Annotated in this window: 23 protein-coding genes; 20 read left to right on the plus strand and 3 right to left on the minus strand. The window is 67.1% G+C overall.

Annotation, left to right across the window (positions count from 1 at the left end; genetic code table 11):
* The first annotated feature begins 265 nt into the window (after nucleotides 1–265).
* Genes AC07TU_RS08990 through AC07TU_RS09055 form a run of 14 tightly spaced genes read left to right on the plus strand, consistent with a single transcriptional unit; the run spans nucleotide 266 to nucleotide 12,644 of the window.
* Nucleotides 266–451 carry a Flp family type IVb pilin gene (locus AC07TU_RS08990; protein ID WP_495187562.1) on the plus strand — a complete coding sequence of 62 codons (186 nt, stop codon included), beginning with the start codon at nucleotides 266–268 and terminating at the stop codon, nucleotides 449–451.
* A 59-nt stretch (nucleotides 452–510) separates the two neighbouring features.
* Complete coding sequence (cpaB, locus tag AC07TU_RS08995) at nucleotides 511–1,416, plus strand: Flp pilus assembly protein CpaB (RefSeq protein WP_495187563.1); 906 nt, start codon at nucleotides 511–513, stop codon at nucleotides 1,414–1,416.
* Between the two features lie 25 nt (nucleotides 1,417–1,441).
* On the plus strand, nucleotides 1,442–2,896 hold the full coding sequence (locus AC07TU_RS09000) for a type II and III secretion system protein family protein (RefSeq protein ID WP_495187564.1): 1,455 nt from the start codon (nucleotides 1,442–1,444) through the stop codon (nucleotides 2,894–2,896).
* Between the two features lie 2 nt (nucleotides 2,897–2,898).
* Nucleotides 2,899–3,174, plus strand: a complete 276-nt coding sequence (locus AC07TU_RS09005; protein WP_495187565.1) for a hypothetical protein — start codon at nucleotides 2,899–2,901, stop codon at nucleotides 3,172–3,174.
* Between the two features lie 12 nt (nucleotides 3,175–3,186).
* Complete coding sequence (locus tag AC07TU_RS09010; protein ID WP_495187566.1) at nucleotides 3,187–4,794, plus strand: pilus assembly protein TadG-related protein; 1,608 nt, start codon at nucleotides 3,187–3,189, stop codon at nucleotides 4,792–4,794.
* The gene (locus AC07TU_RS09015) at nucleotides 4,791–5,288 is read left to right on the plus strand and encodes a TadE/TadG family type IV pilus assembly protein (protein ID WP_495187567.1); all 498 of its coding nucleotides are present in this window, start codon (nucleotides 4,791–4,793) and stop codon (nucleotides 5,286–5,288) included. Before AC07TU_RS09010 ends, AC07TU_RS09015 begins: the two co-directional genes overlap by 4 nt.
* The gene (locus tag AC07TU_RS09020) at nucleotides 5,288–5,920 is read left to right on the plus strand and encodes a TadE/TadG family type IV pilus assembly protein (RefSeq protein WP_495187568.1); all 633 of its coding nucleotides are present in this window, start codon (nucleotides 5,288–5,290) and stop codon (nucleotides 5,918–5,920) included. The genes AC07TU_RS09015 and AC07TU_RS09020 overlap by 1 nt, the downstream gene beginning before the upstream one ends.
* A 10-nt stretch (nucleotides 5,921–5,930) precedes the next feature.
* A complete protein-coding gene (locus tag AC07TU_RS09025; protein WP_495187569.1) occupies nucleotides 5,931–7,124 on the plus strand; it encodes a CpaE/TadZ family protein in 1,194 nt (397 codons plus the stop codon).
* A gap of 4 nt (nucleotides 7,125–7,128) precedes the next feature.
* Complete coding sequence (locus AC07TU_RS09030; RefSeq protein WP_495187570.1) at nucleotides 7,129–8,484, plus strand: TadA family conjugal transfer-associated ATPase; 1,356 nt, start codon at nucleotides 7,129–7,131, stop codon at nucleotides 8,482–8,484.
* Nucleotides 8,485–9,486, plus strand: a complete 1,002-nt coding sequence (locus AC07TU_RS09035) for a type II secretion system F family protein (protein WP_495187571.1) — start codon at nucleotides 8,485–8,487, stop codon at nucleotides 9,484–9,486.
* On the plus strand, nucleotides 9,483–10,448 hold the full coding sequence (locus tag AC07TU_RS09040) for a type II secretion system F family protein (RefSeq protein ID WP_495187572.1): 966 nt from the start codon (nucleotides 9,483–9,485) through the stop codon (nucleotides 10,446–10,448). The genes AC07TU_RS09035 and AC07TU_RS09040 overlap by 4 nt, the downstream gene beginning before the upstream one ends.
* 2 nt (nucleotides 10,449–10,450) lie before the next feature.
* On the plus strand, nucleotides 10,451–11,350 hold the full coding sequence (locus tag AC07TU_RS09045; protein WP_495187573.1) for a LytR C-terminal domain-containing protein: 900 nt from the start codon (nucleotides 10,451–10,453) through the stop codon (nucleotides 11,348–11,350).
* The gene (locus AC07TU_RS09050; RefSeq protein ID WP_495187574.1) at nucleotides 11,347–12,165 is read left to right on the plus strand and encodes a hypothetical protein; all 819 of its coding nucleotides are present in this window, start codon (nucleotides 11,347–11,349) and stop codon (nucleotides 12,163–12,165) included. The genes AC07TU_RS09045 and AC07TU_RS09050 overlap by 4 nt, the downstream gene beginning before the upstream one ends.
* Nucleotides 12,162–12,644: an A24 family peptidase gene (locus AC07TU_RS09055; RefSeq protein ID WP_495187575.1), complete on the plus strand. Its 483-nt coding sequence runs from the start codon at nucleotides 12,162–12,164 to the stop codon at nucleotides 12,642–12,644. Before AC07TU_RS09050 ends, AC07TU_RS09055 begins: the two co-directional genes overlap by 4 nt.
* Nucleotides 12,645–12,683: 39 nt before the next feature.
* Here the strand turns inward: AC07TU_RS09055 and AC07TU_RS09060 are convergent, their stop codons facing one another.
* Nucleotides 12,684–13,946, minus strand: coding sequence for a thiolase family protein (locus tag AC07TU_RS09060; protein ID WP_495187576.1), 1,263 nt, complete (start codon nucleotides 13,944–13,946; stop codon nucleotides 12,684–12,686).
* 119 nt (nucleotides 13,947–14,065) lie between these two features.
* Nucleotides 14,066–16,720: a DUF4118 domain-containing protein gene (locus AC07TU_RS09065; RefSeq protein ID WP_495187577.1), complete on the minus strand. Its 2,655-nt coding sequence runs from the start codon at nucleotides 16,718–16,720 to the stop codon at nucleotides 14,066–14,068.
* A 234-nt stretch (nucleotides 16,721–16,954) separates the two neighbouring features.
* On the opposite strand from AC07TU_RS09065, the gene AC07TU_RS09070 reads away from it, so the two are divergent.
* The 6 genes from AC07TU_RS09070 (at nucleotide 16,955) to AC07TU_RS09095 (ending at nucleotide 23,074) form a co-directional block, all read left to right on the plus strand.
* Nucleotides 16,955–17,044 (plus strand): potassium-transporting ATPase subunit F, encoded by a 90-nt coding sequence (locus tag AC07TU_RS09070; protein WP_331028018.1) that lies wholly within the window; start codon nucleotides 16,955–16,957, stop codon nucleotides 17,042–17,044.
* A 10-nt stretch (nucleotides 17,045–17,054) separates the two neighbouring features.
* A complete protein-coding gene (kdpA, locus tag AC07TU_RS09075) occupies nucleotides 17,055–18,758 on the plus strand; it encodes a potassium-transporting ATPase subunit KdpA (protein WP_495187578.1) in 1,704 nt (567 codons plus the stop codon).
* An 11-nt stretch (nucleotides 18,759–18,769) separates the two neighbouring features.
* Nucleotides 18,770–20,797: a potassium-transporting ATPase subunit KdpB gene (gene kdpB, locus AC07TU_RS09080; RefSeq protein ID WP_495187579.1), complete on the plus strand. Its 2,028-nt coding sequence runs from the start codon at nucleotides 18,770–18,772 to the stop codon at nucleotides 20,795–20,797.
* A gap of 51 nt (nucleotides 20,798–20,848) precedes the next feature.
* Nucleotides 20,849–21,433 (plus strand): potassium-transporting ATPase subunit KdpC, encoded by a 585-nt coding sequence (gene kdpC, locus AC07TU_RS09085; RefSeq protein WP_495187580.1) that lies wholly within the window; start codon nucleotides 20,849–20,851, stop codon nucleotides 21,431–21,433.
* Nucleotides 21,434–21,443: 10 nt separating this feature from the next.
* Complete coding sequence (locus AC07TU_RS09090; protein WP_495187581.1) at nucleotides 21,444–22,139, plus strand: response regulator; 696 nt, start codon at nucleotides 21,444–21,446, stop codon at nucleotides 22,137–22,139.
* Between the two features lie 80 nt (nucleotides 22,140–22,219).
* Nucleotides 22,220–23,074: a glycoside hydrolase family 16 protein gene (locus AC07TU_RS09095; RefSeq protein WP_495187582.1), complete on the plus strand. Its 855-nt coding sequence runs from the start codon at nucleotides 22,220–22,222 to the stop codon at nucleotides 23,072–23,074.
* On the opposite strand, the gene AC07TU_RS09100 is transcribed toward AC07TU_RS09095, so the two are convergent.
* Nucleotides 23,025–24,221, minus strand: coding sequence for an MFS transporter (locus AC07TU_RS09100; RefSeq protein WP_495187583.1), 1,197 nt, complete (start codon nucleotides 24,219–24,221; stop codon nucleotides 23,025–23,027). The genes AC07TU_RS09095 and AC07TU_RS09100 overlap by 50 nt on opposite strands.
* Between the last annotated feature and the right edge of the window lie 59 nt (nucleotides 24,222–24,280).

Genomic DNA, 24,280 nt, shown 5'->3' on the forward strand with positions numbered 1-24,280 from the left:
GGGCGACAGCGTTGACCTTGAAATTGACTTGAAACTAAGTCATTGAAAAACAAGTAAATTACTGGAAATGGTTAACGAAATATTGATGTAAGATATTGAAATATAAGGTGAATTAATAGTTATTGACTTGCTTACCGTCGCGGCTCCTAATCGATGGTGCGGGGAGTGGCGACGCTTCGGGAATGTGGGGGAGGTCGTCGCAATCCGGATTGATGAGGGAGCGGCCCTGATCCGCTGAGACACGGGTCCGCTGAGGAGACGTGAGATGACCATGATAAAGGCTCTTTGGAACGACGAAAGCGGCGCTTCGGCGGCTGAATATGCGCTGATTCTTGCCGTTGTCGGTACTGGTATCGCACTTGCCGCTCTTGCCCTGGGGGGCGCGATTTCCAACTCGATGGAAAAAGCGAAGAACTGCATCACGACCACGACCAACGCTGCCTGCACCTGAGCGCCCTGGGGGCCGTCCATCCCGGACGGCCCCTCCTATAAAGGAGGCGGTGGGGGCATATGCGCAATCAGTCGATCATCATGCTGGCGATCGCGATCGTCGTCGGGCTGGCCGCAGTATTTCTTGCGAATACTTATCTAGGCCGGGTCGAGCAGGCACAGACGCAGAGCATTCAGGGAACCCGCAAAGTCGCTGTGGCACGCGTGCCCATCGATTTCGGCACCCAGATCACCGCGGACAAGGTCCGCCTGATCGACTGGCCCATGGACTCGGTTCCGGCAGGCGCCTTCCATTCGATCGAGCAGTTGCTGCCGATGGGCAAGGCCCGCGTGGCGCTGCGCCCCATTCTTACCGATGAGCCGATCCTGCGCCCCAAGCTGGCGGGCGAGGGCGGCCGCGCGACCATTTCCGCGGTGCTGAAACCGGACATGCGCGCCGCGGCGGTTCGCGTGAACGAGGTGGCGGGGGTGGCTGGATTCGTTCTGCCCGGCGATGTCGTTGACGTACTGGTGACGCGCACGCCCACTGACCTGACCGGCAATACCGGGCAGATCACGGATGTGCTGCTGCAGAAGGTGCGCGTCATCGCGATCGACCAGGATGCCAACGCCAATGGCGACAAGCCGGTGATCGGCAAGACAGCGACGCTCGAAGTGTCGCAACTCGACTCGCAGAAGCTTGCGCTGGCCCAGCAGGTGGGGACGCTGAGCCTGGTGCTGCGCACCGTCGCGGGCGAGCCCAATCCGGTCGTCGAGACCGTGAGCGTCGAGGATCTGCGCGATGGCGCATTCGTCGGCGGATACAACCGTCCTCAGCCCGCCGCCTTCCGGCCGGCCGGCCCGGCTCCCGTGCGTGCGCGCGAACCGCGTGCACCGCGCGCCGCCCCGCCGGCAGGCAATCGCGTCGAGGTGATCCGGGGTACGCAGGACAAGAGCTATGAGGTGGGGCGCTATGCTGGGTTCTGATCGCAAAGCCCGAATGGTGTGGCAGATGGCCGCGGCCCTGGGCGCCGCGCCGCTGACGATGGTTGCGCTGCCCGCGGCGGCGCAGGGCGTCGCTGCTGCGCCGGGAATGTCGGCGGGCGAGGTCGTCGTGCCGGTCAACAAGAGCCAGGTGGTGGTGGCCGACCGGCCCTTTACCAAGGTGCTGATCGGCAATCCCGAAATCGCCGATATCGTCCCGCTGACCAATCGCTCGGTCTATGTGCTGGGCAAGAAGCAGGGGACGACGAGCCTCACCATCTATGATCGCAACAACACACTGATCAGCGTGATCGACATCTCAGTCGGTGCGGATGTGGTGTCGCTGCGGCGTCAGTTGTCCGAACTGCTGCCGGACGAGAAGATCGCGGTGCGCGCGTCGGGGGATTCGGTCGTGCTGTCGGGGACGGTGTCGTCCGGTCCCGCCGCCGACCGCGCCAAGCAGATCGCGGCCACCTTTGCCGCCGACAAGGTGGTCAATCTGCTCAGCGTCGGCGCGGCGCAGCAGGTGATGCTGGAAGTGCGCTTCTCGGAGATGAACCGCACCGCGGCGAAGCAATTCGGTTTCAACAACGCCTTCTTCTCGAACGGATTTCGCGGCGGCACTGGCAGCACTGCGCCCCAGACCGCGATCCTGACCGATCAGGCGGGGCGGCCGATCGTCAACCTGCCCGGCATTCTCGAGGCGTTCGGCGTCGGCGCGGCGCGCTACAGCATCGGTTCGCTCAACATCGTCACCGCGCTCGACGCGCTCGAGCGCAAGGGCGTCGTCACGACGCTGGCAGAGCCGACGCTGATCGCGCTGTCGGGCGAATCCGCCTCGTTCCTGGCAGGCGGGGAGTTCCCGGTGCCGGTCGCGCAGAGCGGCGTGGGAGGCAATGGCAACGGCGCATCGACGATCACCGTCGAATTCAAGCCGTTCGGCGTAAGCCTCGCCTTCACCCCGACCGTGCTGGACGATGGTGTCATCAACCTGGAGGTCGCACCCGAAGTCAGCTCGATCGATCCGTCGGCATCGGTGACGATCAACGGGCTGACCGTGCCGGGCCTCCAGACCCGCCGCGCCAAGACCACGCTGGAGCTGCGCGACGGCCAGTCCTTCGCGATCGCCGGCCTGCTGCGCAACGATTTCCAGGACACGGTGCGGCAGTTCCCGGTGCTGGGATCGATCCCGATCCTCGGCGCGCTGTTCCGCTCGACCGGCTTTCAGAAGCAGGAGACCGAGCTGGTCATTATCGTGACGCCACGGCTGGTGAAGCCGGTGAGCGCCGAGAAGCTTGCAATGCCGACCGATCGCGTGCTGCCGCCGAGCGAGGGCGATCTGTTCGGTTTCGGAAGAACCGACCGTGCAGTCGGGATCAATCCGCTCGATCCGCATGCGCCGCCGCCGGAGGCGAAGAAGGCGAAGCCGCCCGCGCGCGCGCTGCCGGACGAGCCGCCCTCCGGCTATGAGATGAGGAGGTGACGATGGCCGCGCAATCGATCCGCCGCCTGGCGCTGCTGCCGCTGATCGCAGTTGCTGCCTGTACCCCGATCGACACGGGGTTCGGCGACTCGGTCCGCACCAACCAGGCGCTGCACGTCATCGACCCCGGTCCGGTTCCGGATGACGACGCGCCGATCATGACATCGGGCGCGCGCGCCGCCGCGGCCGCCGAGCGCTACCGCAAGGGTGAGGTGAAGAAACCGCCGGCGGTTGCCACCACCGGCACCGCGACCGGCGCGGGCGGAACGCCGAAATAGGAGGAACCGGCGATGCGCAGCCCGCGCGATCTTCTGCGGAACGAGGGCGGCGCGGTTGCCCCGATCGTGGCGATCGCGCTGTTCGGGCTGGTGGGCGCCGCGGGGCTGGCGTTCGACTATGCGCGTCTTGCAGGCCTTGATACCGAACTCCAGAGCGCCGCGGATCAGGCCGCGCTTGCCGCCGCGTCGCAGCTCGATGGCCGGAGCGGCGCGCAGACCCGCGCGACATCCGCCGCGCAGAGCCTCATCGCCAATCGCGCCCTGTTCGCGAATGACGGGGTCGATCGTACGGTGACGGTGCCGACGATCGCCTTTTACTCGGCGCTCAGCGACAGCGCACGGACCGCGGCGACGGGCGATGCGGACTCGTATTTCGTGCAGGTCACGGTCGGCGCACGCACCGCGCGTTACGCGCTGACGCCGATCGTGGGCGCGTTCAGTTCGGGCGCGATCAGCGCGGCGGCGGCGGCGGGCGTGGGGACGGCGATCTGCAACGTGCCGCCGGTGATGGTGTGCAACCCGTCCGAGCCGCTCAACAACGTCGATGAGCTGCTCGGCTTCAGCCCCGCGGTCGGGGTCGGGATGAAGCTGATCACGGGCAACGCCGACACGCCCGGCAATTTCGGCTGGCTCGAATCCCAGAGCGGCAACGGTGCGAGCGATCTTGCCGCGGCGCTGGGGTACAACAAGCCGCCCGGCAATTGCTCGCCGCTGACCGGCGTGACGACCAAGACGGGAATGAGCGCGTCGGTGCTCTCGGCGCTCAACACGCGGTTCGACGTGTTCGCCAACGGCAACCAGACCTGCCCGTCGCAGGGCGGCGGTACCTGCTCGCCGTCGAGCAACAGCCGCAAGGATCTGGTCTGCACCTCGAACAACACGGCGAGCTGTTCGAACGACACATGGGGCGAGTCCAGCCGGCCCTATCGCCCCACCAGCGCAGCGGCGCTGCCCGCGGACGGCAGCGCGGATCCCGACATCATGGGCTATCCGCGCGATCTGTGCCACGCGGTCGCGTCGTCGGCCCAGTGCGGCACGATGGGCACCGGCAGCTGGGACCGCGACGCCTATTTCCGGGTCAACTACAAGCTCAGCGGATCGAGCGCCTGGACGGGCGCCACTGGGCTGTCGGCAAGCGCGACGCGGTACGACGTGTACAAATGGGAGATGGCGCACACCGCGATCACGGTCGGCGGCCAGTCCTACGGCATCTCCGTACCGCAGCAGCTTGGCGGCGGAGGCGGTAACGGAAATGGGAACGGCAACGGAAATGGAAATGGCAACGGAAATGGGAACGGAGCCCAGCCTACCGGCTTCGGCTATCCGGCCACCGGCCGTGCCGGCCTGACTCCAGGCACCGAAGGCGACCGGCGGCGCATCTCGGTCGCGGTGCTCAACTGCCGCGCGCTGTCGATCCACGGAAAATCGACCAATGTTCCGGTCGCCAAATGGCTCGACGTCTTCCTGGTCGAGCCGGCCTTCACCCGCAAGAGCGGCAACACCGCCTATACCGATTCCAAGGAGGTCTATGTCGAGGTGATCGGCGAGACGACCTCGGGCGCGAACGGCGCCAATCTGGCGCAGGTGGTGCGGCGCGACGTGCCGTACCTGATCCAATGAAGCGGCTTGTACCTTTGCTTTGGCGATGCCGGTCGGGTGCCGCCGGCATCGAGCTGGTGCTGGTGATGCCGATCATGCTGATCCTGATGTTCGGCCTGGTCGATCTCGGCAACTTCTTCATGTCGCAGCATGTCGTGGTGAAGGCGGTGCGCGACGGCGCGCGCTATGCCTCGCGCCGCGGCTTCGGCGACTATAGCTGCGCGTCGGCCTCCAGCGATGTCGTGACCAAGACGCGGGAAATCACACGGACGGGCACGATCAGCGGCGGCACGGCGCGGCTGGTGAGCTGGACCGATCCGGCCAGCATCACGCTGACGGTCCGCTGCGACACTTCCGGCACCTATTCGGGGATCTACAAGGGGCAGGCCAGCGGCGTGCCGGTGGTCAAGGTTTCGGCGGTCGTGCCGTACAATTCGCTGTTCCACCATTTCGGCATCACGACGGTGACGATCAACCTGAGTGCGGCGTCCGAAGTCCCGGTGATGGGCGTATGATGGCGCGGCGCCTCCTGGCCGATCGGGGCGGATCGGGCGCGGCGGAGTTCGCGCTGGTCCTGCCGCTGCTGATCGTCTTCCTGCTCGGTACAGTCGATGTCGCGCGCTTCCTGTGGGAGTGCAATCGCGCCGAGAAGGCGACGCAGGCCGGCGCGCGCTATGCGATCGTCACCGACATCGTTCCGGCGGGTCTTGCGGCCTACAGCTTCACCGTCAGCGACGGACTGTCGCAGGGCGCCGCAGTGCCGCAGGCCAATTTCGCGGGCGCGAGCTGCGTGTCGACCGCGGTGACCGGAACCGACGCGACCGCGATCAGCTGCAGCTGCATCGGCGGCTCCTGTCCGTGGCTGGGGACGGCGAATGTCGCGGCATTCAACAGGATCGCCACGCGGATGCGGCTGATCTACCCCCGCCTGACCGCGGCGAATGTCGAGGTCCGCTACGAATATTCCGGGCTGGGCTTTGCCGGCGATCCCAACGGTGCCGATGTCGCGCCGCTGGTGGTGGTTCGCCTGCGCAACCTCAGCTTCCGGCCGGTCCTGATCAGCTTCTTCCGGACCAACAGCATCAGCCTGCCTGCCTTCGGCGCCTCTCTCACGCTCGAGGATGGGAACGGGAACGTGGCGAACTAGGAGTGACGATGTGGAAGTACGTAGCTTGAGTGAATGGGGACCGGGCGGCTGGCGGGTGCGCAGCAGCGCGGTTGCGGTGGAGCTGGTCCTGTCCCAGGCCGAGATTGGCGCGAGCGAGCTGGGGCCGAGCCGCCGCAACGATTTCGTGATCGATCTCACTGCGCTGGAGCCGAGCGCGGAAATCCCCGCGGACATTGCGGCGCGCGCGCAGACCATCGTGGTCGAAGTCTGCGCGAAGGATCCCGGGTCGATCCGGCGGCTGGAGCGCCTGCGCGAGCGGCATCCGCGGCTGACCGTAGTTGCGGCGGCGCGCGATACCTCGCTTGCCACGGTACGTGCCCTGCTTCGCATCGGCGCGAGCGACGTCGTCTCGCTGCCGCTGGTGCGCAGCGAGCTGGAGGCGGTGATCGACCGGCTGGGCGAGCAGATGGGGCAGGCCGAAGCGGCGCCAGGCAAGCTCGTTGCGGTGATCAAGAGCGTCGGCGGGGTCGGCGCGACGGCACTGGTGACCCAACTCGCGGCGCAATATGCGGCGCGCGGGGGAAAGGCGGGTCGCGAGACCGCGCTGTTCGACCTCGATCTGCAGAATGGCAACGTCGCAACCTATCTGGGGCTGGAAACCAGCCTGACCGTGGGAGATCTGCTCGACGCCGGATCGCGGCTCGACCTTGCGGTGTTGCGCTCGGTCCCTGCGAAGCACAATACGGGCCTCGCGGTCTTCTCTGCCCCGGTCGATATCATGCCGCTGGAGTCGATCGATATCGACCAGATCTGTGGGCTCGTGGAGCTGGCCCGGACGAGCTACGACACTGTCTTCCTCGACCTCCCGAGCGATTGGACCAACTGGTCGCTGTCACTGCTGGCGGGGGCGAGCACTATCCTGTTTGTGGTCGATCTGACGATCGCGAGCCTGTCCAAGGCGCAACGCCAGCTCGCACTGCTCGAGCGGCTGGGTATCCCGCCGGAGGCTGTGCGCATCGTCGTCAACCGGATCGAGAAGAAGCTGTTCCGTCCGATCGACCTGGGCGACGCCGAGCGCGTGCTGCGGCGGCCGGTCGCATTCACCGTGACCAATGATTTCCCGCTGATGATGGCCGCACTGAACGAAGGCATCCTGGTCAGCGACATCAAGGGCAAGAGCCGGATCGGCCGTGATGTGGAGGCGATGATGGACGGCCTGGACGAACTGCTCGACCGGAGTTGAGGCGATGTGGCAGATCAAGAGCAACGCGCGTATCGCCGACCGCTCCGCCGCCCCGGCGGTCGAGACCGAGAACAAGACCGTCGATCTTGCGCGCTGGACCGAGCTGAAGGTCGAACTGCACCAGCGCCTTCTCGATCTGATCAACCTCTCCGCGCTCGAGACGATGACGCCCGAGCAGATCCGGTCCGAGATCGGCGACATCGTGCAGGATCAGCTGGCGCTGCAGAAGCACGCCCTCAACCTCAACGAACGCCGCCAGCTGGTCAGCGACGTGCTCGACGAACTGCTGGGCCTCGGGCCGATCGAGCCGCTGCTCAAGGACCCGACGATCACCGACATCCTGATCAACGGCCCGCAGATCGTGTTCGTCGAGCGCGGCGGCAAGCTGGAGGAGACGCCGGTCCGGTTCAAGGACGACCGGCATCTGCTGCGGATCATCCAGAAGATCGTCTCTGCGGTGGGGCGGCGGATCGACGAATCAGCGCCCTATGTCGATGCGCGGCTGGCCGACGGGTCGCGCGTCAATGCAGTGGTGCCGCCGCTCGCTGTGGATGGCCCGCTGCTGTCGATCCGCAAATTCGCCAAGACCCCGATCACGATGGAGCGGCTGATCGAGCTGGGCAGCATCCCCGAAGATGTCGCGCAGGTGCTCGCCGCGATCGTCGAGGCGCGCCGCAACGTGCTGATCTCGGGCGGGACAGGCTCGGGCAAGACGACGCTGCTCAACGCGATGTCCGCCTTTATCGACGGCGCCGAACGGATCGTCACGATCGAGGATTCGGCCGAACTCCAGCTCCAGCAGCGCCATGTCGTGCGGCTGGAGACGCGTCCAGCGAATATCGAGGGGGCAGGGGAGGTCACCCAGCGCGATTTGGTCAAGAACGCGCTGCGCATGCGCCCCGACCGTATCATCGTCGGCGAGGTGCGCGCCGGTGAGGCGTTCGACATGCTTCAGGCGATGAACACCGGCCATGACGGGTCGATGACCACCGTCCACGCCAACACCCCGCGCGACGCCCTGTCGCGTATCGAACAGATGATCGGGATGAGCGGGATCGACATTCCCGTCAGCTCCTCGCGCGCGCAGATCGCGTCGGCGATCAACGTGGTCATCCAGGTCGGGCGGCTCGGCGATGGCGGCCGGCGGCTGCTCAGCGTGTCGGAGCTGACCGGCATGGAGAGCGACGTCATCACGATGCAGGAGATCTTCCGCTTCCGCATGACCGGCCGTGCCGACGACGGCACCGTTCAGGGGCGATTCGAGGCGAGCGGCATCCGCCCCAAATTCATGCAGGAGTTGGCCGATCGCGGTATCCGCCTTCCCGCCAGCCTGTTCCGGCCCGAACTGGAGCTGCGCTAGATGAGCGACACGACCCTTCGCGTCCTGATCCTGTTGCTGGTCTTTGGCGCAACCCTGTTCGCGGTCGATGTGGTGCTGCAATGGATGCGCAGCACGCGCAACAAGCAGCGCGCGGTCAACAAACGGCTGGAAATGATCGCGCATGGCGCCGACCAGGCGGCGATCGCGGCCAAGCTGCGCCGGGATTCGCTGGCCGGCGGGATCGACCTGCCCGGCGCGCTGAGCGGACCGGGCAAGCGGCTGGAGAAGATGCTGCGCACCAGCGGACTGCCCTACTCGCCGGTGCAGATCGCGGCATGGATGGCAATGGCGGCGGGCAGCATCCTGCTGGTCGCTCTGGCCGCCGTGGTCCTGGCCGGTGTCGCGCTCACGCTCGGCGTGGTGGTGATGGTCGCGACCTTTGCCGCGGTGGTCGGGATCGCGCTGCCGCTGCTGGTCTTCGCCCGCAAGGCCGACCGGCGGCACAAGAAGCTGACGGAGCAGTTCCCGGTCGCGCTCGACATCTTCGTGCGCGGCTTGCGCGCCGGGCATCCGGTGGCGTCCGCGCTTGATCTGCTGACACGCGAAATGGCCGATCCGATCGGCAGCGAGTTCGGGCTGGCGGTGGATGAGGTGACCTATGGCGCCGATCTGCGCGACGCGCTGCAGAACATGGCCGAGCGCTGCGACCTGGACGATATGCGGATGTTCGTCGTCTCGCTTGCGATCCAGCACGAAACCGGCGGCAATCTTGCCGAAATTCTCGAGAATCTTTCGAAGGTGATCCGCGAACGCGCGAGCATGGCGATGATGGTCCGCGCGCTCAGCTCGGAGGGGCGGATGACGGGGACGATCCTGACTGCGCTGCCGCTGCTGGCGTTCACGGCGCTGTTCCTGCTCAACCCCGCCTTCTACCTCGACGTGGCGGGCGATCCGGCCTTCCTGCCCGGCTTTGCGGGGCTGGTCCTGCTCTACTTCGTCGGTTTCTTCACGATCCGGCGCATGGTGGACCTGAAGGTATGATCGCCGGTTTCGCCCCGCAGCTCTCCCGCACCTTCGTCCTGGCGCTGGTGTTCGTACTTGCGGCCGGCCTGTCGTTCGCCGTCGCGACGCTGGTGCGCAACCGGTCGCGCGTGCGCGCGCGGTTGCAGGCCATGTCGCGTGAAACCGCCGTGGTGGCTGGCGGGTCGCTGCGCGGCGAGCAGCAGTCTTCGGCATGGCACCGGTTGGTGAGCACGATCGAGCGCAGCGGACTTTCGCTCGCCGACACCAACAGCGCCGCGCTGGCCGAGCGGCTGGCCGAGGCGGGGTTCTCCTCGCCGCTCGCACCGCGCATCTACACATTGGTGCGGCTGACGATGACGCTCGGCCTGCCCGCATTGTTCGTGATGGCCGCGACGCTCACGGGACGTACGGGATCGCTTCTTCAGCTCTATGTGATCGGCGCCGCGCTCGCGCTGGGGGGGCTCTACATTCCGACATTGTTCGTGCGTGCACGGGCGGACCGGCGGCGGGAGCGGCTGACCCGGGACTTTCCCGACACGCTCGACCTGATGCTGGTCTGCGTCGAGGCTGGCCTGGGGCTGGAAGCGGCGTTCGATCGTGTCGGGCGGGAAATGATGCATTCGCATCCGCTGGTCGCGAAGCTGCTTGCGGGGGTGGTGCTGGAACTGCGTGCCGGGCGCAGTCGCGAAGACGCGCTGCGCCGGATGGGCGATCGCGCAGGCGTCGACCAGATCCGCGCTTTTGCGACACTGGTGATCCAGTCCGACAAGTTGGGGGCGAGCATCGGCAAGACGTTGCGCGTCTATGCCGCTGAGATGCGCGAGCGCCGGCGGCTGGCGGCCGAGGAGAAGGCGCACCGGCTGCCGGTGCTGCTTTCGATCCCGCTGGTGACCTGCATGTTGCCGGTGATGATCGGTGTGCTGATGCTGCCCGCCGCGATCCGGATCGTGCGCGACCTGATGCCTGTGATGGGAGGGTGACCATGCCGCGCGTCCGTCCGTTGATTGCCACCGTCGCGATGTTCGGATTGCTCAACGGCTGCGCGACCTCGCCCGGCCTGTCGGGCATCCGGCCCGTGGGAGACGTAGCCGTGGGGCAGACGAGCGTCGCCGCGGGCAATGCGCTGGTCTCGCGCGGTCAATATGGGTTGGCGATCGCTGCCTATCGACGTGTGCTGCGTCTCGATCCCGCGAACAGTCCGGCGCTGGAGGGGCTGGCGATTGCGTATGAGCTGCTGGGCCGCGCCGATCTTGCCGATCGCTACTATCAGGAGGCATTGGCGCTCGCGCCGCGCAATCCGCGCATCTACCAGAATTTCGCGGCGTTTCTCCGAGCGCAGCAGCGCGATGCCGACGCTGCGCAGCTGATGGCCGATATGCGGATCGCATTGCCGGATGCGGTCGTCACCGCGATTGAGCCGGTACCGCCGAAGCCGGCCGATGCGTCGCCCGCGGCAACGGCAGCTGCGCCCGCCGCCGAACCCGATGTCCGATTGATCAGGCAGTCCGAACGCGCAACGCTTGTCGTGACGATGCCGCGCGTAGCGGCCCCGCCGGCACAGTCTCCCGCGGTCATGCCTGCGGCATCGGGCAGCATTCGCGCGACGCGCGCCGTCAACGCGGCCGGACGGCACGGTGTCGCGCGGCAGACGGCGGCACTGCTGGCGAAGCGCGGATTTGGCGGAATCGAGGCCGGGGATGCCGTGTTTCAGCTGAAGCGCAGCCGCATCCTCGTCCCCGTAAGTCAGCGCGCGCTGGGGGAGCGGCTGTCGCGAAACCTGCCCTTCGCCGCGCGGATAGAGGAAAGCGCACGCGTCGACAGGGTCCAGATCCTGATCGGCATGGATGCGCTGCCTGCGCTTGCCCGGGGACGCCGGGCGTGAGGCTGGTTCTCGCGCTCGCGGCGATCCTCGCCCCATGCGCCCCGGCACAGGCATCGCTGGCAGCGGATCTGCCGCTCGTCGCTGCCGCGATCCACGCCGGGCGATTGATCCAGGCTGAGGTGATGCTGGCGCGGCTGCCCGCTCCGTCCGGCGCCGGGGAGGTGGAGGCGCTCGACGATGTGCGGGGACAGTTCGCGCTCGCCACCGGAGCGCCAGAGCAGGCGCTGCGCATCTTCGAGGCGCTTCGGGCGGCACGGCCGGAGCGCTGCGAATATGTACGCGATTTCGGCGTCGCGGCCGCACGTTCGGGAGATTCACGCGCCTTTGCGGCGCTGAGCGAGACGCTGCCCCGCTGCGCCAGCGTGCAAAGCGGGCAGATGCTGGGCGTCACGCTGGCGCAGATGCAACGTTGGGATGAAAGCGAGCAGGCCTTTGCGCTGTCGCTGCGGTTGTCGCCGGACAATGCGGTTACACTCAACAACCGCGCGTTCGCGCGGATCGAGCAGGCCCGGTACGACGAGGCGCTCAGCGATCTGCGTGCGGCATCGCGGGCGGCGCCGGAGGATCGCCGCATCGCGAACAATATCGACCTGGTCGAAGGCGCGCGCGGCAACGCGCCGCAGCGGCGGAAGGGGGAGGACGATCTGGCCTGGGCGTCGCGCCTCACCCTTGCTGCCAAGGGGGCGTTGCGCGCCGGGCGGACGGACCTGGCACGCGCGATGCTGGCGCAGGCGGTCGAGATGAACCCTTATTACGCACATGAGGCGACCGCACTGCTCGACGGAATGACTGCCGCGGCAGGAGGTTCGCCATGATACCCGCAGGACTGCTGGGCGTGCTGGTGCTGCTGCTGGCGGCGGCGGCCCTTCAGGACATGTACCGTCTCCGGATCTCCAACCTCTTTCCCGTCGCGATCGTCCTGCTCTTCCCGGCTTATGCCATGGCGAAGGGGCTGGACGCCTCGATCTGGCAGAATGGTGCAGTGTTCCTCGCGGTGCTGGCGCTCGGCGTCCTTGCCTTCGGCGCGCACTGGCTGGGCGGCGGGGACGTCAAGCTGCTGGCGGCGACCGCCTTGTGGTTCGACATCACCGGCGCCGCGTGGCTGATCGGCGCGATTGCGATTCTCGGGGCCGTGATCGCACTTCTCTTCATCTTCTTCCGTCGCCTCGTTCCCGAGCCGATCCTGCTGCGATCAGGCATGGTTTCGCTCAAGCGCCAAGGGCCGATCCCCTACGGCATCGCAATCTCGGGCGGAGCGATCGGCGCGATCCTGATGGGGCATGTTAGCCCCTGACGGCCGGTCTCGAAGCGCCCTGAAACTCCGCCGCCGCGATCAAGGCCGCCGCAGCAATGCTACCGTGCCATGCCCGCCATCGGCGCAGACGCTGACGATCGCCAGCGATCCCGACGGCATTTCCCACAACTCCTTGACCGCCTGGCTGAGGTCGCGTGCGCCGGTTGCGGCGAAGGGATGGCCGATCGCAACCGATCCGCCGTTCGGATTGACCCGGTCCCAGGGGAAGGGGCCGAAATCGAAGTCCACGCCGGCGCGGTCGCGGGTCCAGCCCGGCCTTTCGAGCGCAGCGACATTCGCCAGCACCTGCGCCGAAAAGGCCTCGTGGATCTCCCACAGCGCGATGTCCCCGTAGCGCAGGCCATGGCGGGCGAGCAGGCGCGGGATCGCGAAGCTCGGCGCCATCAGCAGGCCGTCGACGCTATGATCGACCGCGGCGATCTCGTGATCGACCAGCTCGGCGTGGCGCGTACCGGCGGGCAGGCGTGCCAGCCCCGCATCGGTGGCGACCCAGCACGCCGCGGCGCCGTCGGTGATCGGCGAGCTGTTACCGGCGGTGAGCGAGCCCTTGCCGGATTTGTCGAAGGCCGGCGCGAGTGCGGCGAGCTTCTCGATCGACGTGTCCGCGCGCGGATTGGCGTCGCGCGCCAGTTCGGGAAGCGGGATCACCAGATCGTCGAAGAAACCCGATTCCCACCCGGCGACCGCACGCTGGTGGCTCTTGAGCGACCAGTCGTCCTGCGCCGCGCGGCTGATGCCCCAGATCTGCGCGGTCTCCTCCATATGATCGCCCATCGTCCGGCCGGTGATCCGGTTCGCCCAGCCCTTGACCGGGAGGACCAGGTCGTTGGGCGTCAGTGCCTGCAGCGCGGCGAGCGCTTCGGCCGGATTGGTGCGAAACAGCTTCACGATCCGCTTCGACGCTTCGAGCTTGAGGCCGATCGGCGGATTGCTCATCACCTCTGCGCCGCCGACCAGCACAAGATCGGTGTCGCCGCCCAGCAGCCCCGCCGCGGTGAGTGCCGCGACCATGCTGGTCGAGCAGGCAAGCACGGTGGAGAAGGCCGGGACGCTCGGATCGAGCCCGGCGTCGAGCCAGATTTCGCGGCCGATATTGCTCCAGCCAAGGCTCGGGATCACCGTGCCCCAGATGAACAGGTCGGGCCGTGCGCGCGCCGCCATCGCTTGGGCTAGCGGGACCGACAGGCTGATCGCGTCATGATCGGCAAGCGCGCCGCCGCCACGCCCGAACGGGGTGCGCAGGCCGGTGGCGATATAGGCGGGGCGGGCAAATCGCTGCATGACGGCTTCTCCAAGGACAGAAGGGATCCGCGCAGGCACCGCCTGCAAACCGCAAGGTCGCGTGTCAGGGTCGCGAATTCAACCAGGCCAAGGGCGAGCGGTAGGCAAAGCTGCGCGCGCTATATCTCGCTTGCCTGTCCGCCGGAATGCACGAGCTGGTTCGGGAAACTGAGGGTGAAGACCGCACCGCTCTCCGACCCGTTGTTCGCGCGCACGCCGATCTCCATCGCATCGGCGAACCCCTTGACGATCGCAAGGCCGAGGCCGCTGCCCCCCTGGCGATCGCTGCCGCGGCCCTGCGCGAAAGTCTCGAAGATACGCTCTTCCATTCCGGGCTCCAGTCCCGGCCCCTCATCGCGGATCGCCAGCAGCACCGCATCGGGCGTCCGGCGCCCTTCGATCGTGATCCGCCCGGTCTCGCCGCCATGCTGCGCGGCATTGGCGAGCAGGTTGATCAGGATATGGTGGAGCAGCGTGGGGTCAGCGGTGACGAAGGGCAGGTTCGCGGGAACCTTCAAGTCGATATGACGACCGCGGAACAAGTCCTTGAGATCGTGGACAGCACTGCCGACAGCATCGGTGAGGTCGATCGGTTCGGGGGCGAGCTTGAGCGCGCCGGAATCGATGCGAACCATGTCGAGCAGATTGTCGAGGAAGCGTCGCAGCCGCGCGACTTCCATCCGCGCGACCGGCAGTGCCGGGGAATCGGGCTGCTCGACGCCCAGCCCCTCGATCGCGGTGGCGACCGAGGTGAGCGGCGTGCGCAGATCGTGGCCAATCGAGGAGAGCAGGGCGGCGCGCAGCCGGTCACGTTCCTTGAGCACCGAAACCTCGCGCACCTCGCTTTCGAGCTTCAGCCGTTCGTGCGCGAGTGCGGCCTGGCCGAGCAGCGTCGAGAGCAATACGGCGCGGTCTGCGGTCACCGGCTCGCGCCCATCGTCGCGCGACAGGCCAACCACCGCGAGCACACCCAGCGCCGTCCGCAGCGGGTGGAACTGCCAGTCGGCGGCATTGAGCGTAGCGGTGCCCGATCCGGCCGGCTCGCCGCGCTTCATCGTCCACTCCGCTGCGGCCTGCTCGACCGGGCCGAGCGGGCTGGTATCGGGGGAAGCGCCGGCGCGAACCAGCTCGCTCCCGCGCTCGCGCAGCAGGATGACGTTGACCTCGAGCAGCCGCGCCATCTCCTCGCAGACCAGCTGGCTGGTCGTCTGCCAGTCCGAGACGCGCGCGAGCGTCTGGCCGAAGGCGGCGACGGCGGCATTCTCCTGCGCGCTGCGGGCGCCCAGCGTGGCGCGGGCCTTCAACCGCCCGGCGAGGTTCGCGGTGAAAGCGGCGATGCCGATCAGCACGAACATCGTCAGCAAGCTCTGCGGATCGGTGATCGTGAAGCTGTGGACCGGCGGCAGGAAAAAGAAATTATAGGCCAGCGCTGAGGCGACGCCGGTGAAAAGGCCCGGGCGCAGACCATAGCGGCCGGATGCGAGGATCACCGGCAGCAGGTAGATGAGGTCGACCCCGCCGCGGCCGATCAGCGGCTCGACAAGCTTGCCGAGCAGGGTAGCGCCGGCAACGAGCCCGGCGACCGCGGCATAGATGGCGGGGCTACCCCAGCGGCCCGGCAGGCGCGGTGCGTGCGACGAGCTTTCTCCGGAGACGACCGCCGGGATCACGTGCACCGCGACCCCGTCGCCGACGCGGAGCATTGTGTTGACCACTGAGCCATGGCGCAGCTCGAACCACCAGCTGCGCACCGATTTGCCGATGACCAGCTGGGTCGTTCGGGTCATGCGGATATGCTCGGCAAGCCCTTCGATCACCTTTTCGGCGGGGACCGTGGCGATCGTGGCGCCGAGGCTGGCGGCGAGTCTCAGCGTGTCCGCGATCCGGCGCTTCTGCGCCTCGTCGAACCCTTCCGCGCGCGGCGTGCGGATATAGACCGCCTGCCACGGCGCGCGCAGTGCATCGGCGAGCCGCTTGGCGGCGCGCACCAGCGTGTCAGAGCCAGCCAGCTCACTGACCGCGACCAGAACGCGTTCGCCGCCAGCAAAGGTGCCGGGCACTGCGCCGGCATCGAGTTCGTCGAGCAGCGCCCGGTCGACGCTGAGCGCGGCACGGCGCAGCGCCATCTCGCGCAATGCCGAGAGGTTCGGCTTCGAGAAGAAATGGCCGAGCGCGCGCGATGCCTCGTCCGGGATATAGACCTTGCCGTCCCTCAGCCGCTCGATCAGCTCGTCGGGGGGCAGGTCGACCACCTCGATCTCGGCGCCTTCGAACACACTGTCGGGTACCGTTTCGCGCACGCGCACGCGGGTGAAGCTCGCAACGACGTCGTTGAGGCTCTCGACATGCTGGACGTTGAGCGTGGTGTAGACGTCGATCCCGGCGTCGAGCAGCTCTTGCACGTCCTGCCAGCGCTTGGGATGGCGGCTGCCCTCGACATTGGTGTGGGCGAATTCATCGACCAGCGCGAGCGCGGGGTGCCGGGCAATCACCGCGTCGAGATCCATCTCGGGCAGGGCGTGACCCTGATAGTCGATCGTTCGGCGCGCGATCACCTCGAACGGCTCGACCAGCGCGGCGGTCTCGGCGCGGCCATGTGTCTCGACCACCGCAACCACGACATCGGTGCCGGCCTTCAGCCGCTCGGCGCCCTCGCGCAGCATCTCGAACGTCTTGCCGACGCCAGGCGCGGCACCGAGGAAGATCTTGAGCTTGCCGCGTTCCTCGCGCTTGGCGGCGCGGAGCAGGGCTTCGGGCGAAGGGCGCGATTCCATCATGGGATAATTACGCGCCCGCATCGGTGAACGCTACCGGCGGCGGCCGATCCATATGCTTTCTTAATGCCCCGCCGCGGCTTTCGCCGTCGCACCTTAATGGCGTGCACGCCTAATTGAACCTCCGAAACCATTCGGAGTCTCGCACCATGCAGGACGTGATCTGGCTCGCCGCGCTCGGCGGGCTTTTCCTCGTGACGCTCGCCTATCTCCGCCTCTGCGACGAGGCCTGAGATGAGCATTCACCTGACGCTCGCCGGGCTCACCGCGCTCGGCCTCCTCCTCTACCTCCTGGCCGTGCTCGTGCGGCCCGAGAAGTTCTGAAAGAACCGCCATGACCATTCAGGGTTGGGGGCTGATCCTCGTCTTTACCGCCATCCTCGTCGCGCTGACCAAGCCGGTGGGGATGTGGCTGCTCGCACTCTATGAAGGCCGCCGCACGCCGCTCCATACGGTTCTGGGGCCGGTCGAGCGCGGCTTCTACAAGCTCGGCGGGATCGATCCCGCGGCCGAGCAGGGCTGGCGCCGCTACGCCGTCCATATGCTGATGTTCCAGATCGCGACCGCACTGTTCACCTACGCGATCCTGCGGCTTCAGCATGTGCTGCCGATGAACCCGCGCGATCTGGCGCCGATCGGCGCGGACGGAGCGTTCAACACCACGATCAGCTTCGTCGCGAACACCAACTGGCAATGGTATTCGGGTGAGGTCGCGCTGAGCAATCTCAGCCAGATGCTCGGCCTCGCGATCCACAATTTCCTGTCGGCCGCCACGGGCATCGCCATCGCCTTCGCGATCTTCCGCGGTTTCGCCCGGCGCGAGACGGGCACGGTCGGCAATTTCTGGGCCGATCTCACCCGGGTCACCCTCTATCTGCTGCTCCCGATCTGCATCGTCTACGCGACCTTCCTGATCGCCAGCGGCGTGCCACAGACCTTCGCCGCCATGATCGACGCGACCACGCTTGAGGGCGCGAAACAGTCGATCGCGCTCGGCCCGGTTGCCTCGCAGGAGGCGATCAAGATGCTCGGCACCAATGGCGGTGGCTTCTTCAATGCCAACTCCGCGCACCCGTTCGAAAACCCGACCGCACTGACCAACCTCGTCCAGATGCTGTCGATCTTCGTGATCGGCGCGGGCCTCACCTGGACCTTCGGCAAGGCGGTTGGCAATCCGCGTCAGGGCTGGGCGATCCTGTCGGCGATGCTGGTGCTGTTCCTCGTCGGCGTCGGCGTCACCTATTGGGCCGAGGCCGCGGGCAACCCGAACCTGCATGCGCTGGGCGCCATGGGCGGCAATATGGAGGGCAAGGAAGTCCGCTTCGGCATCGCCGCCAGCGCGCTCTTCTCGGTCGTCACCACGGCGGCTTCATGCGGCGCGGTCAACGCGATGCACGACAGCTTCACCGCGCTCGGCGGCATGATCCCGCTGTTCAACATGCAGCTGGGCGAGATCGTGATCGGCGGCGTCGGCGCGGGCATCTACGGCTTCCTGCTGTTCGCCATCCTCGCGGTGTTCGTTGCGGGCCTGATGGTCGGCCGCACCCCTGAATATGTCGGCAAGAAGATCGAAAGCCGCGAGGTGAAGCTCGCGGTGCTGGCGATCGCGATCGTGCCGCTCTGTGTGCTCGGCTTCACCGCGCTCTCGGCGGTGCTCCCGACGGGCCTGGCAGGACCGCTCAACAAGGGGCCGCACGGCTTCAGCGAGATCCTCTATGCCTATAGCTCGGCGACGGGGAACAACGGTTCGGCCTTTGCGGGTCTCACCGCAGGCACGCCCTTCTACAACGGCCTGCTCGGCGTCGCGATGTGGCTCGGCCGCTTCTTCATGATCGTGCCGGTGCTGGCCATCGCGGGCAGCCTTGCCGCCAAGAAATACACCCCGGCGACCGCGGGCTCGTTCCCGACCACCGGGCCGCTGTGGGTAGGCCTGCTCGTCGGGATCATACTGATCGTCGGCGGCCTGACCTTCCTTCCCAGCCTCGCGCTCGGCCCGATCGCGGATCATCTCGCGATGATCAACGGCCAGCTCTTCTGAGGACGCATTCCATGACCACCAAGACCATGTTCTCGGGCGAGCTGATCCTTCCGGCGATCGGCGACGCCTTCAAGAAACTGAACCCGCGGGATCTGATCAAGAACCCGGTGCTGTTCACCACCGCAGTGGTGGCGCTGCTGCTCACCGGGCTGCTGGCGCTGGGCGGAGAGAGCCTCTCGATCCCGTTCCAGGCCCAGCTGATCGTGTGGCTGTGGCTGACCGTGCTGTTCGGCACCTTTGCGGAGGCACTGGCCGAAGGGCGGGGCCGCGCACAGGCCGCTTCGCTCCGCGCCACCAAGTCCGAGCTTCAGGCCAAGCGCCTGATCGGCACGGGCGAGGTGTGGGAACTGGTCGGCGCGGCGCGGCTCGAGCGGGGCGAAGTGGTGCTGGTCGAGACCGGCGACCTGATCCCCGCCGATGGCGAGGTGATCGAGGGTGTGGCTTCGGTGAACGAAGCCGCGATCACCGGCGAAAGCGCGCCGGTGATCCGCGAGGCGGGCGGTGATCGCTCGGCCGTCACTGCGGGCACGCGCGTCATCTCCGACCGGATCAAGGTGCGCGTGACGCAGGAACCGGGGCAGGGCTTTCTCGACCGCATGATCGCGCTGGTCGAAGGCGCCGAGCGCCAGAAGACCCCGAACGAGATCGCGCTGACGATCCTGCTCGTCGGCCTCACGATCATCTTCCTCATCGCGGTCGCCACCATTCCCGGCTTCGCCAGCTATGCGGGCGGCAGCATTCCGGTCGCGATCCTCGCGGCGCTGCTGATCACGCTGATCCCGACCACCATTGCCGCGCTGCTCTCGGCGATCGGCATCGCGGGTATGGACCGGCTCGTGCGCTTCAACGTGCTCGCCAAGTCGGGCCGTGCGGTCGAGGCGGCGGGCGATGTCGATGTGCTGCTGCTCGACAAGACCGGCACGATCACCATCGGTGACCGTCAGGCGAGCGAGTTCCGCCACCTCGCCAGCGTTCAGGTTGACGACCTCGCACGCGCGGCCTTGCTCGCCAGCCTTGCCGACGAGACGCCTGAGGGGCGCTCGATCGTGACTCTGGCGCGTGAGAAGTTCGGCATCTCGGTGCCGAGCCTGCCCGCCGGCGCCGAAGTCATCCCCTTCACCGCGCAGACCCGCATCTCGGGCGTGAAGGTCGAAGGGACGCTGATCCAGAAGGGCGCGGTGGATTCGGTGCTGCGCGCCAATCCGGGCTTGGGTGATTCGCCTACAGCCGCCGAACTGCGCAAGCTGACCGACGAGATCGCGCGGGCCGGCATGACCCCGCTCGCAGTGGCCAAGGACGGACGGCTGCTTGGCGCGGTCGCGCTCAAGGATGTGGTCAAGGCGGGTGTGCGCGAGCGCTTCGCCGAGCTGCGTCGGATGGGCATCCGCACCGTCATGATCACCGGAGACAACCCGCTCACCGCCGCTGCGATCGCGGCCGAGGCGGGGGTCGACGACTTCCTTGCCGAGGCGACGCCTGAGGACAAGCTGGCGCTGATCCGCAAGGAACAGGCGGGCGGCAAGCTCGTCGCGATGTGTGGCGACGGCACCAACGACGCGCCCGCACTCGCCCAGAGCGATGTCGGCGTGGCGATGAACACCGGCACACAGGCCGCGCGCGAGGCGGGCAACATGGTCGATCTCGACAGCGATCCGACCAAGCTCATCGAGATCGTTGGGCTGGGTAAGCAGTTGCTGATGACGCGCGGTGCGCTGACGACCTTCTCGGTCGCCAACGATGTCGCCAAGTATTTCGCGATCATCCCGGCAATGTTCGTCACCCTCTATCCGGGGCTGGGCGTGCTCAACGTGATGGGGCTCAGCTCGCCCGAAAGCGCGATCCTGTCGGCGATCATCTTCAACGCGCTGATCATCCCGTGCCTGGTGCCGCTCGCGCTCAGGGGCGTGACCTACACGCCGATGGGGGCGGGGCCGCTGCTGGCGCGCAACCTCTCCATCTACGGCCTTGGCGGCCTGATCGCGCCGTTCATCGGCATCAAGCTGATCGACCTCGCCGTCACCGGGATGGGACTGGCCTGAGATGATCAAGCCCCTCCACTGAAGGGGAGGGGCTGAAGAAGGAAGAAACCAATGTTGACCGACCTCAAATCCGCCCTGCGTCCCGCGATCGTGCTGACGCTGCTGTTCGCCGCGCTGCTCGGGCTAGCCTATCCGGCGCTGCTCACCGGCATCGGTCAGGCGATCTTTCCGCATCAGGCCAATGGCAGCCTGATCCGCGAGGGGGATCGCGTGATCGGCTCCGAGCTGATCGGACAGAAGTTCACGGGCGCGGGCTATTTCCACGGCCGCCCCTCCGCGGCGGGCAGCGACGGCTATGACGCTGCCGCCTCCGCGGGCTCCAACCTTGGCCCGACATCGCAAGCGCTGATCGACCGCGTGAAGACCGATGCCGATGCCCTCCGCAATGCACCAGCTACTTCGGTCCCAACCGATCTGGTGACAACCTCCGCCTCGGGGCTTGACCCCCATGTGAGCCCCGAGGCGGCTCTTTTCCAGGTCGACCGCGTCGCCAAGGCGCGCGGGATCGCCCCGGAGAAGCTGCGGGCATTGGTTGAGCAACACAGCGAAGGCACGCTGCTCGGCTTCCTCGGCGAGCCGCGGGTGAACGTCCTCGCGCTCAACCGCGCGCTCGACCAGATGACGGCCGGGCGCTAAGCCCGGAGGCATGGCGTTGCCCACCAAGGTTCTGATCGTCGAGGACGATGTCCATATCCGCCGTCTGCTCCGCGCCGCCCTCCAGCGCGCGGGGCATGCGGTGGTCGAGGCGGCGACCGCCCGCGAAGGGCTGTCGCTGCTCGACATCGACAAGCCCGACGCAGTGCTGCTCGACCTTGGCCTGCCCGACCGTGATGGGCTCGAGTTGATCCAGCCGATCAAGGCGCGCTCTACGGCGACGCTGCTGGTGGTTTCGGCGCGCGAGGATGTGGCGGAGAAGGTTGCCGCGCTCGACCTCGGCGCCGACGATTACCTCACCAAGCCATTCGATACCGACGAACTGCTTGCGCGTATCCGCACCGCGCTCCGCCACCGGCTGTCGGGAGAAGCCGAGCAGGCGTTGATCCAACTGGGTGAGGTCGAAATCGATCTCACCCATCGCCGCGTGAAGCGGGCGGGGGAGGAAGTCCATCTCTCGCCCAAGGAATATGACGTCCTCGCCGAGTTGGCGAAGCGCCCCGACCGGGTGATCAGCCACGCACAATTGCTGCGCACCGTCTGGGGCCCGGCGCATGAGGGCCGCGTCGACTATCTCAGGATCGTCGTCCGCAACCTCCGCCAGAAGCTCGAGGCCGACGCCAGCCGCCCCGCGCTGATCCGCAACGAGCCTGGCGTCGGCTACCGGCTGGTCGCGGCACAGGTCTGACCGTCGCTCTCCGGCGCTTGCAAGGCGCAACCGATCTGGCATGATGTTAACGTTTACATTTGCCGATGGGAGAGTAGGCGATGTTCGCGATCCTTGCGCTTGCGATGCAGTCGACCCTGAGCGCGACCAACGTCTCCGCCGACGTGCCGATGGCCGCGCCGACGACCAGGCCGAGCTTCGCCGACGAGTTTGACGGCGCACGGATCGATACCGCCAAATGGCTGTTCGACACGCACCGCAACAAGACCGGCTGGTACAATAACGAGCTTCAATATTATGCCGACGGCCGGCCTGAAAATGCCCGGATCGAGAAGGGCGTGCTGACGATCGAGGCGCGGCGCGAGTCACTCGAAGGCAAGGTGAGCGACTGGGGGAAACAGGCTTATACCTCAGCCAAGCTCGTGACCCGCAAACCCTATGGCTACGGCTTTTACGAGATCCGCGCGAAACTGCCGTGCGGGCGCGGGATGTGGCCGGCAATCTGGATGCTGCCGACCGGCGAGAAATGGCCCGATGGCGGCGAGATCGATATCATGGAAATGGTCGGCTGGGACGCGAACGTGATCCACGCCACACTTCACACCGCCGCGTTCAATCACGCCAAGGGCACGCAGCGGGGCGCGCAGGTGAAGCTGCCGACCGCCTGCACACAGTTCCACAACTACCAGCTCGACTGGCGGCCGGACTCGATCACGATCGGGATCGACGGGCGTGGGCATATGCGGGTGAAGGACGATCAGCCGGGCGGAACCGCTGCCTGGCCGTTCACCAAACCCTATGAACTGATCCTCAACCTGGCGGTTGGCGGTGACTGGGGCGGGCAGAAGGGCGTGGACGATGCGGTGCTGCCCCAGCGCCTGCAGGTCGATTATGTCCGCTACTGGGCTAGCGCCGATGCCGGATCGCCGGCACCAGCAGCCCGCCCAGCAAAGTAAGTCCCGCCAGGGTCAGCATCACCGCGCGGAAATCGTGCGGCGTAGCGAGCGCCCAGGTCAGCAGGGGCCCGATCAAAGCCGGCAGCGTGTTCGTCAGATTGATGAGTCCCAAGTCGCGCCCGCGATGCCGCGGATCGGGCAGCAATTGCATCGCAAAGCCCGAATGGAGCGACAGGAATGCGGCCGAGCCAAGCGCGTAGAGCGCGAATGCCACGGCGGCCATGTTCCAGTCGCGCGCGAAGGCGAGGCCGGTGAGGCCAAGCGCTGCCAGCAGGGCGAAGGCAATGAGGAAGGGTTTTCGCCGCGCGACGCGGTCGGACCAGCGACCTGCAAGCACGGCGACCGGGACGGGGATGAGATAGGCGATCGTCATCAGCTGGCCGAGCGGGCCGACGCTCTTGGACGTGGGGGTGTGCGGATCGATGCTCGCGAAATAATAGACCAGATAGAGCCACAGGACGTTGCCTGCGACCTGCACCAGCAGCCTGGAGGTCCAGGCGACCGCAAGATCACGGCCTAGTAGCGGCGTTTCTTCCGGCGCGATCGCGGCAGGCGCGATCCGGGCCGGGGTCAGGACCAGCGGAAGGACGCAGAGCAGCACTGCGGCGAAGACGAAGGCCAGGCGCGCTGGTTCACCGCTGACTCCGATCGCGACCATCAGCGCCGCGACCGCCGAGGCAAGCGGCGCGCCGAGCGCGATCAGCCCGCCTGATACGCCCTTCTGCGTATCGGGTACCTCATCCGCCATCACGGCAAACATTGGCGCGAGCAGCGCATTGACCGCGGTCTGGAACAGCGCGACCGCGAGGACGATCTGTACCGGCGTGGCTGCGGCCGCGACTGCGGCAAAGGATATAGCGAGACCTGCGAGACCCATCGCGATCCACCGGCGCCGCCCGCCGCCGCGCGCCACCGAACGGTCGCTGAGCCAGCCGAACAGGATGTTCGATGCGCTTGCCGCGATCGAGCCCGCGATGACGGTGGCGGTGAAGACGGTGATGCGATCGTCGCCCGCAACCTCGGCCACCTTGACCGGCAGCAGCAGGGTGAGCAGCGGCAGAAAGCCGATCACCCCGCCGGCATTGGCGAGCGCGACGAGCAGGATGAACCGCAGCGAACGTCGCCCGGACTGAAACTCGCTCGCCAACGCGCACCCCCACACCCCGGTCGCCACGCCTGCATTGGTCGCAGGCGCCGCCGAAGCGA

It is taken from the genome of Sphingomonas sp. GW821-FHT03E12 (genome assembly GCF_059420685.1).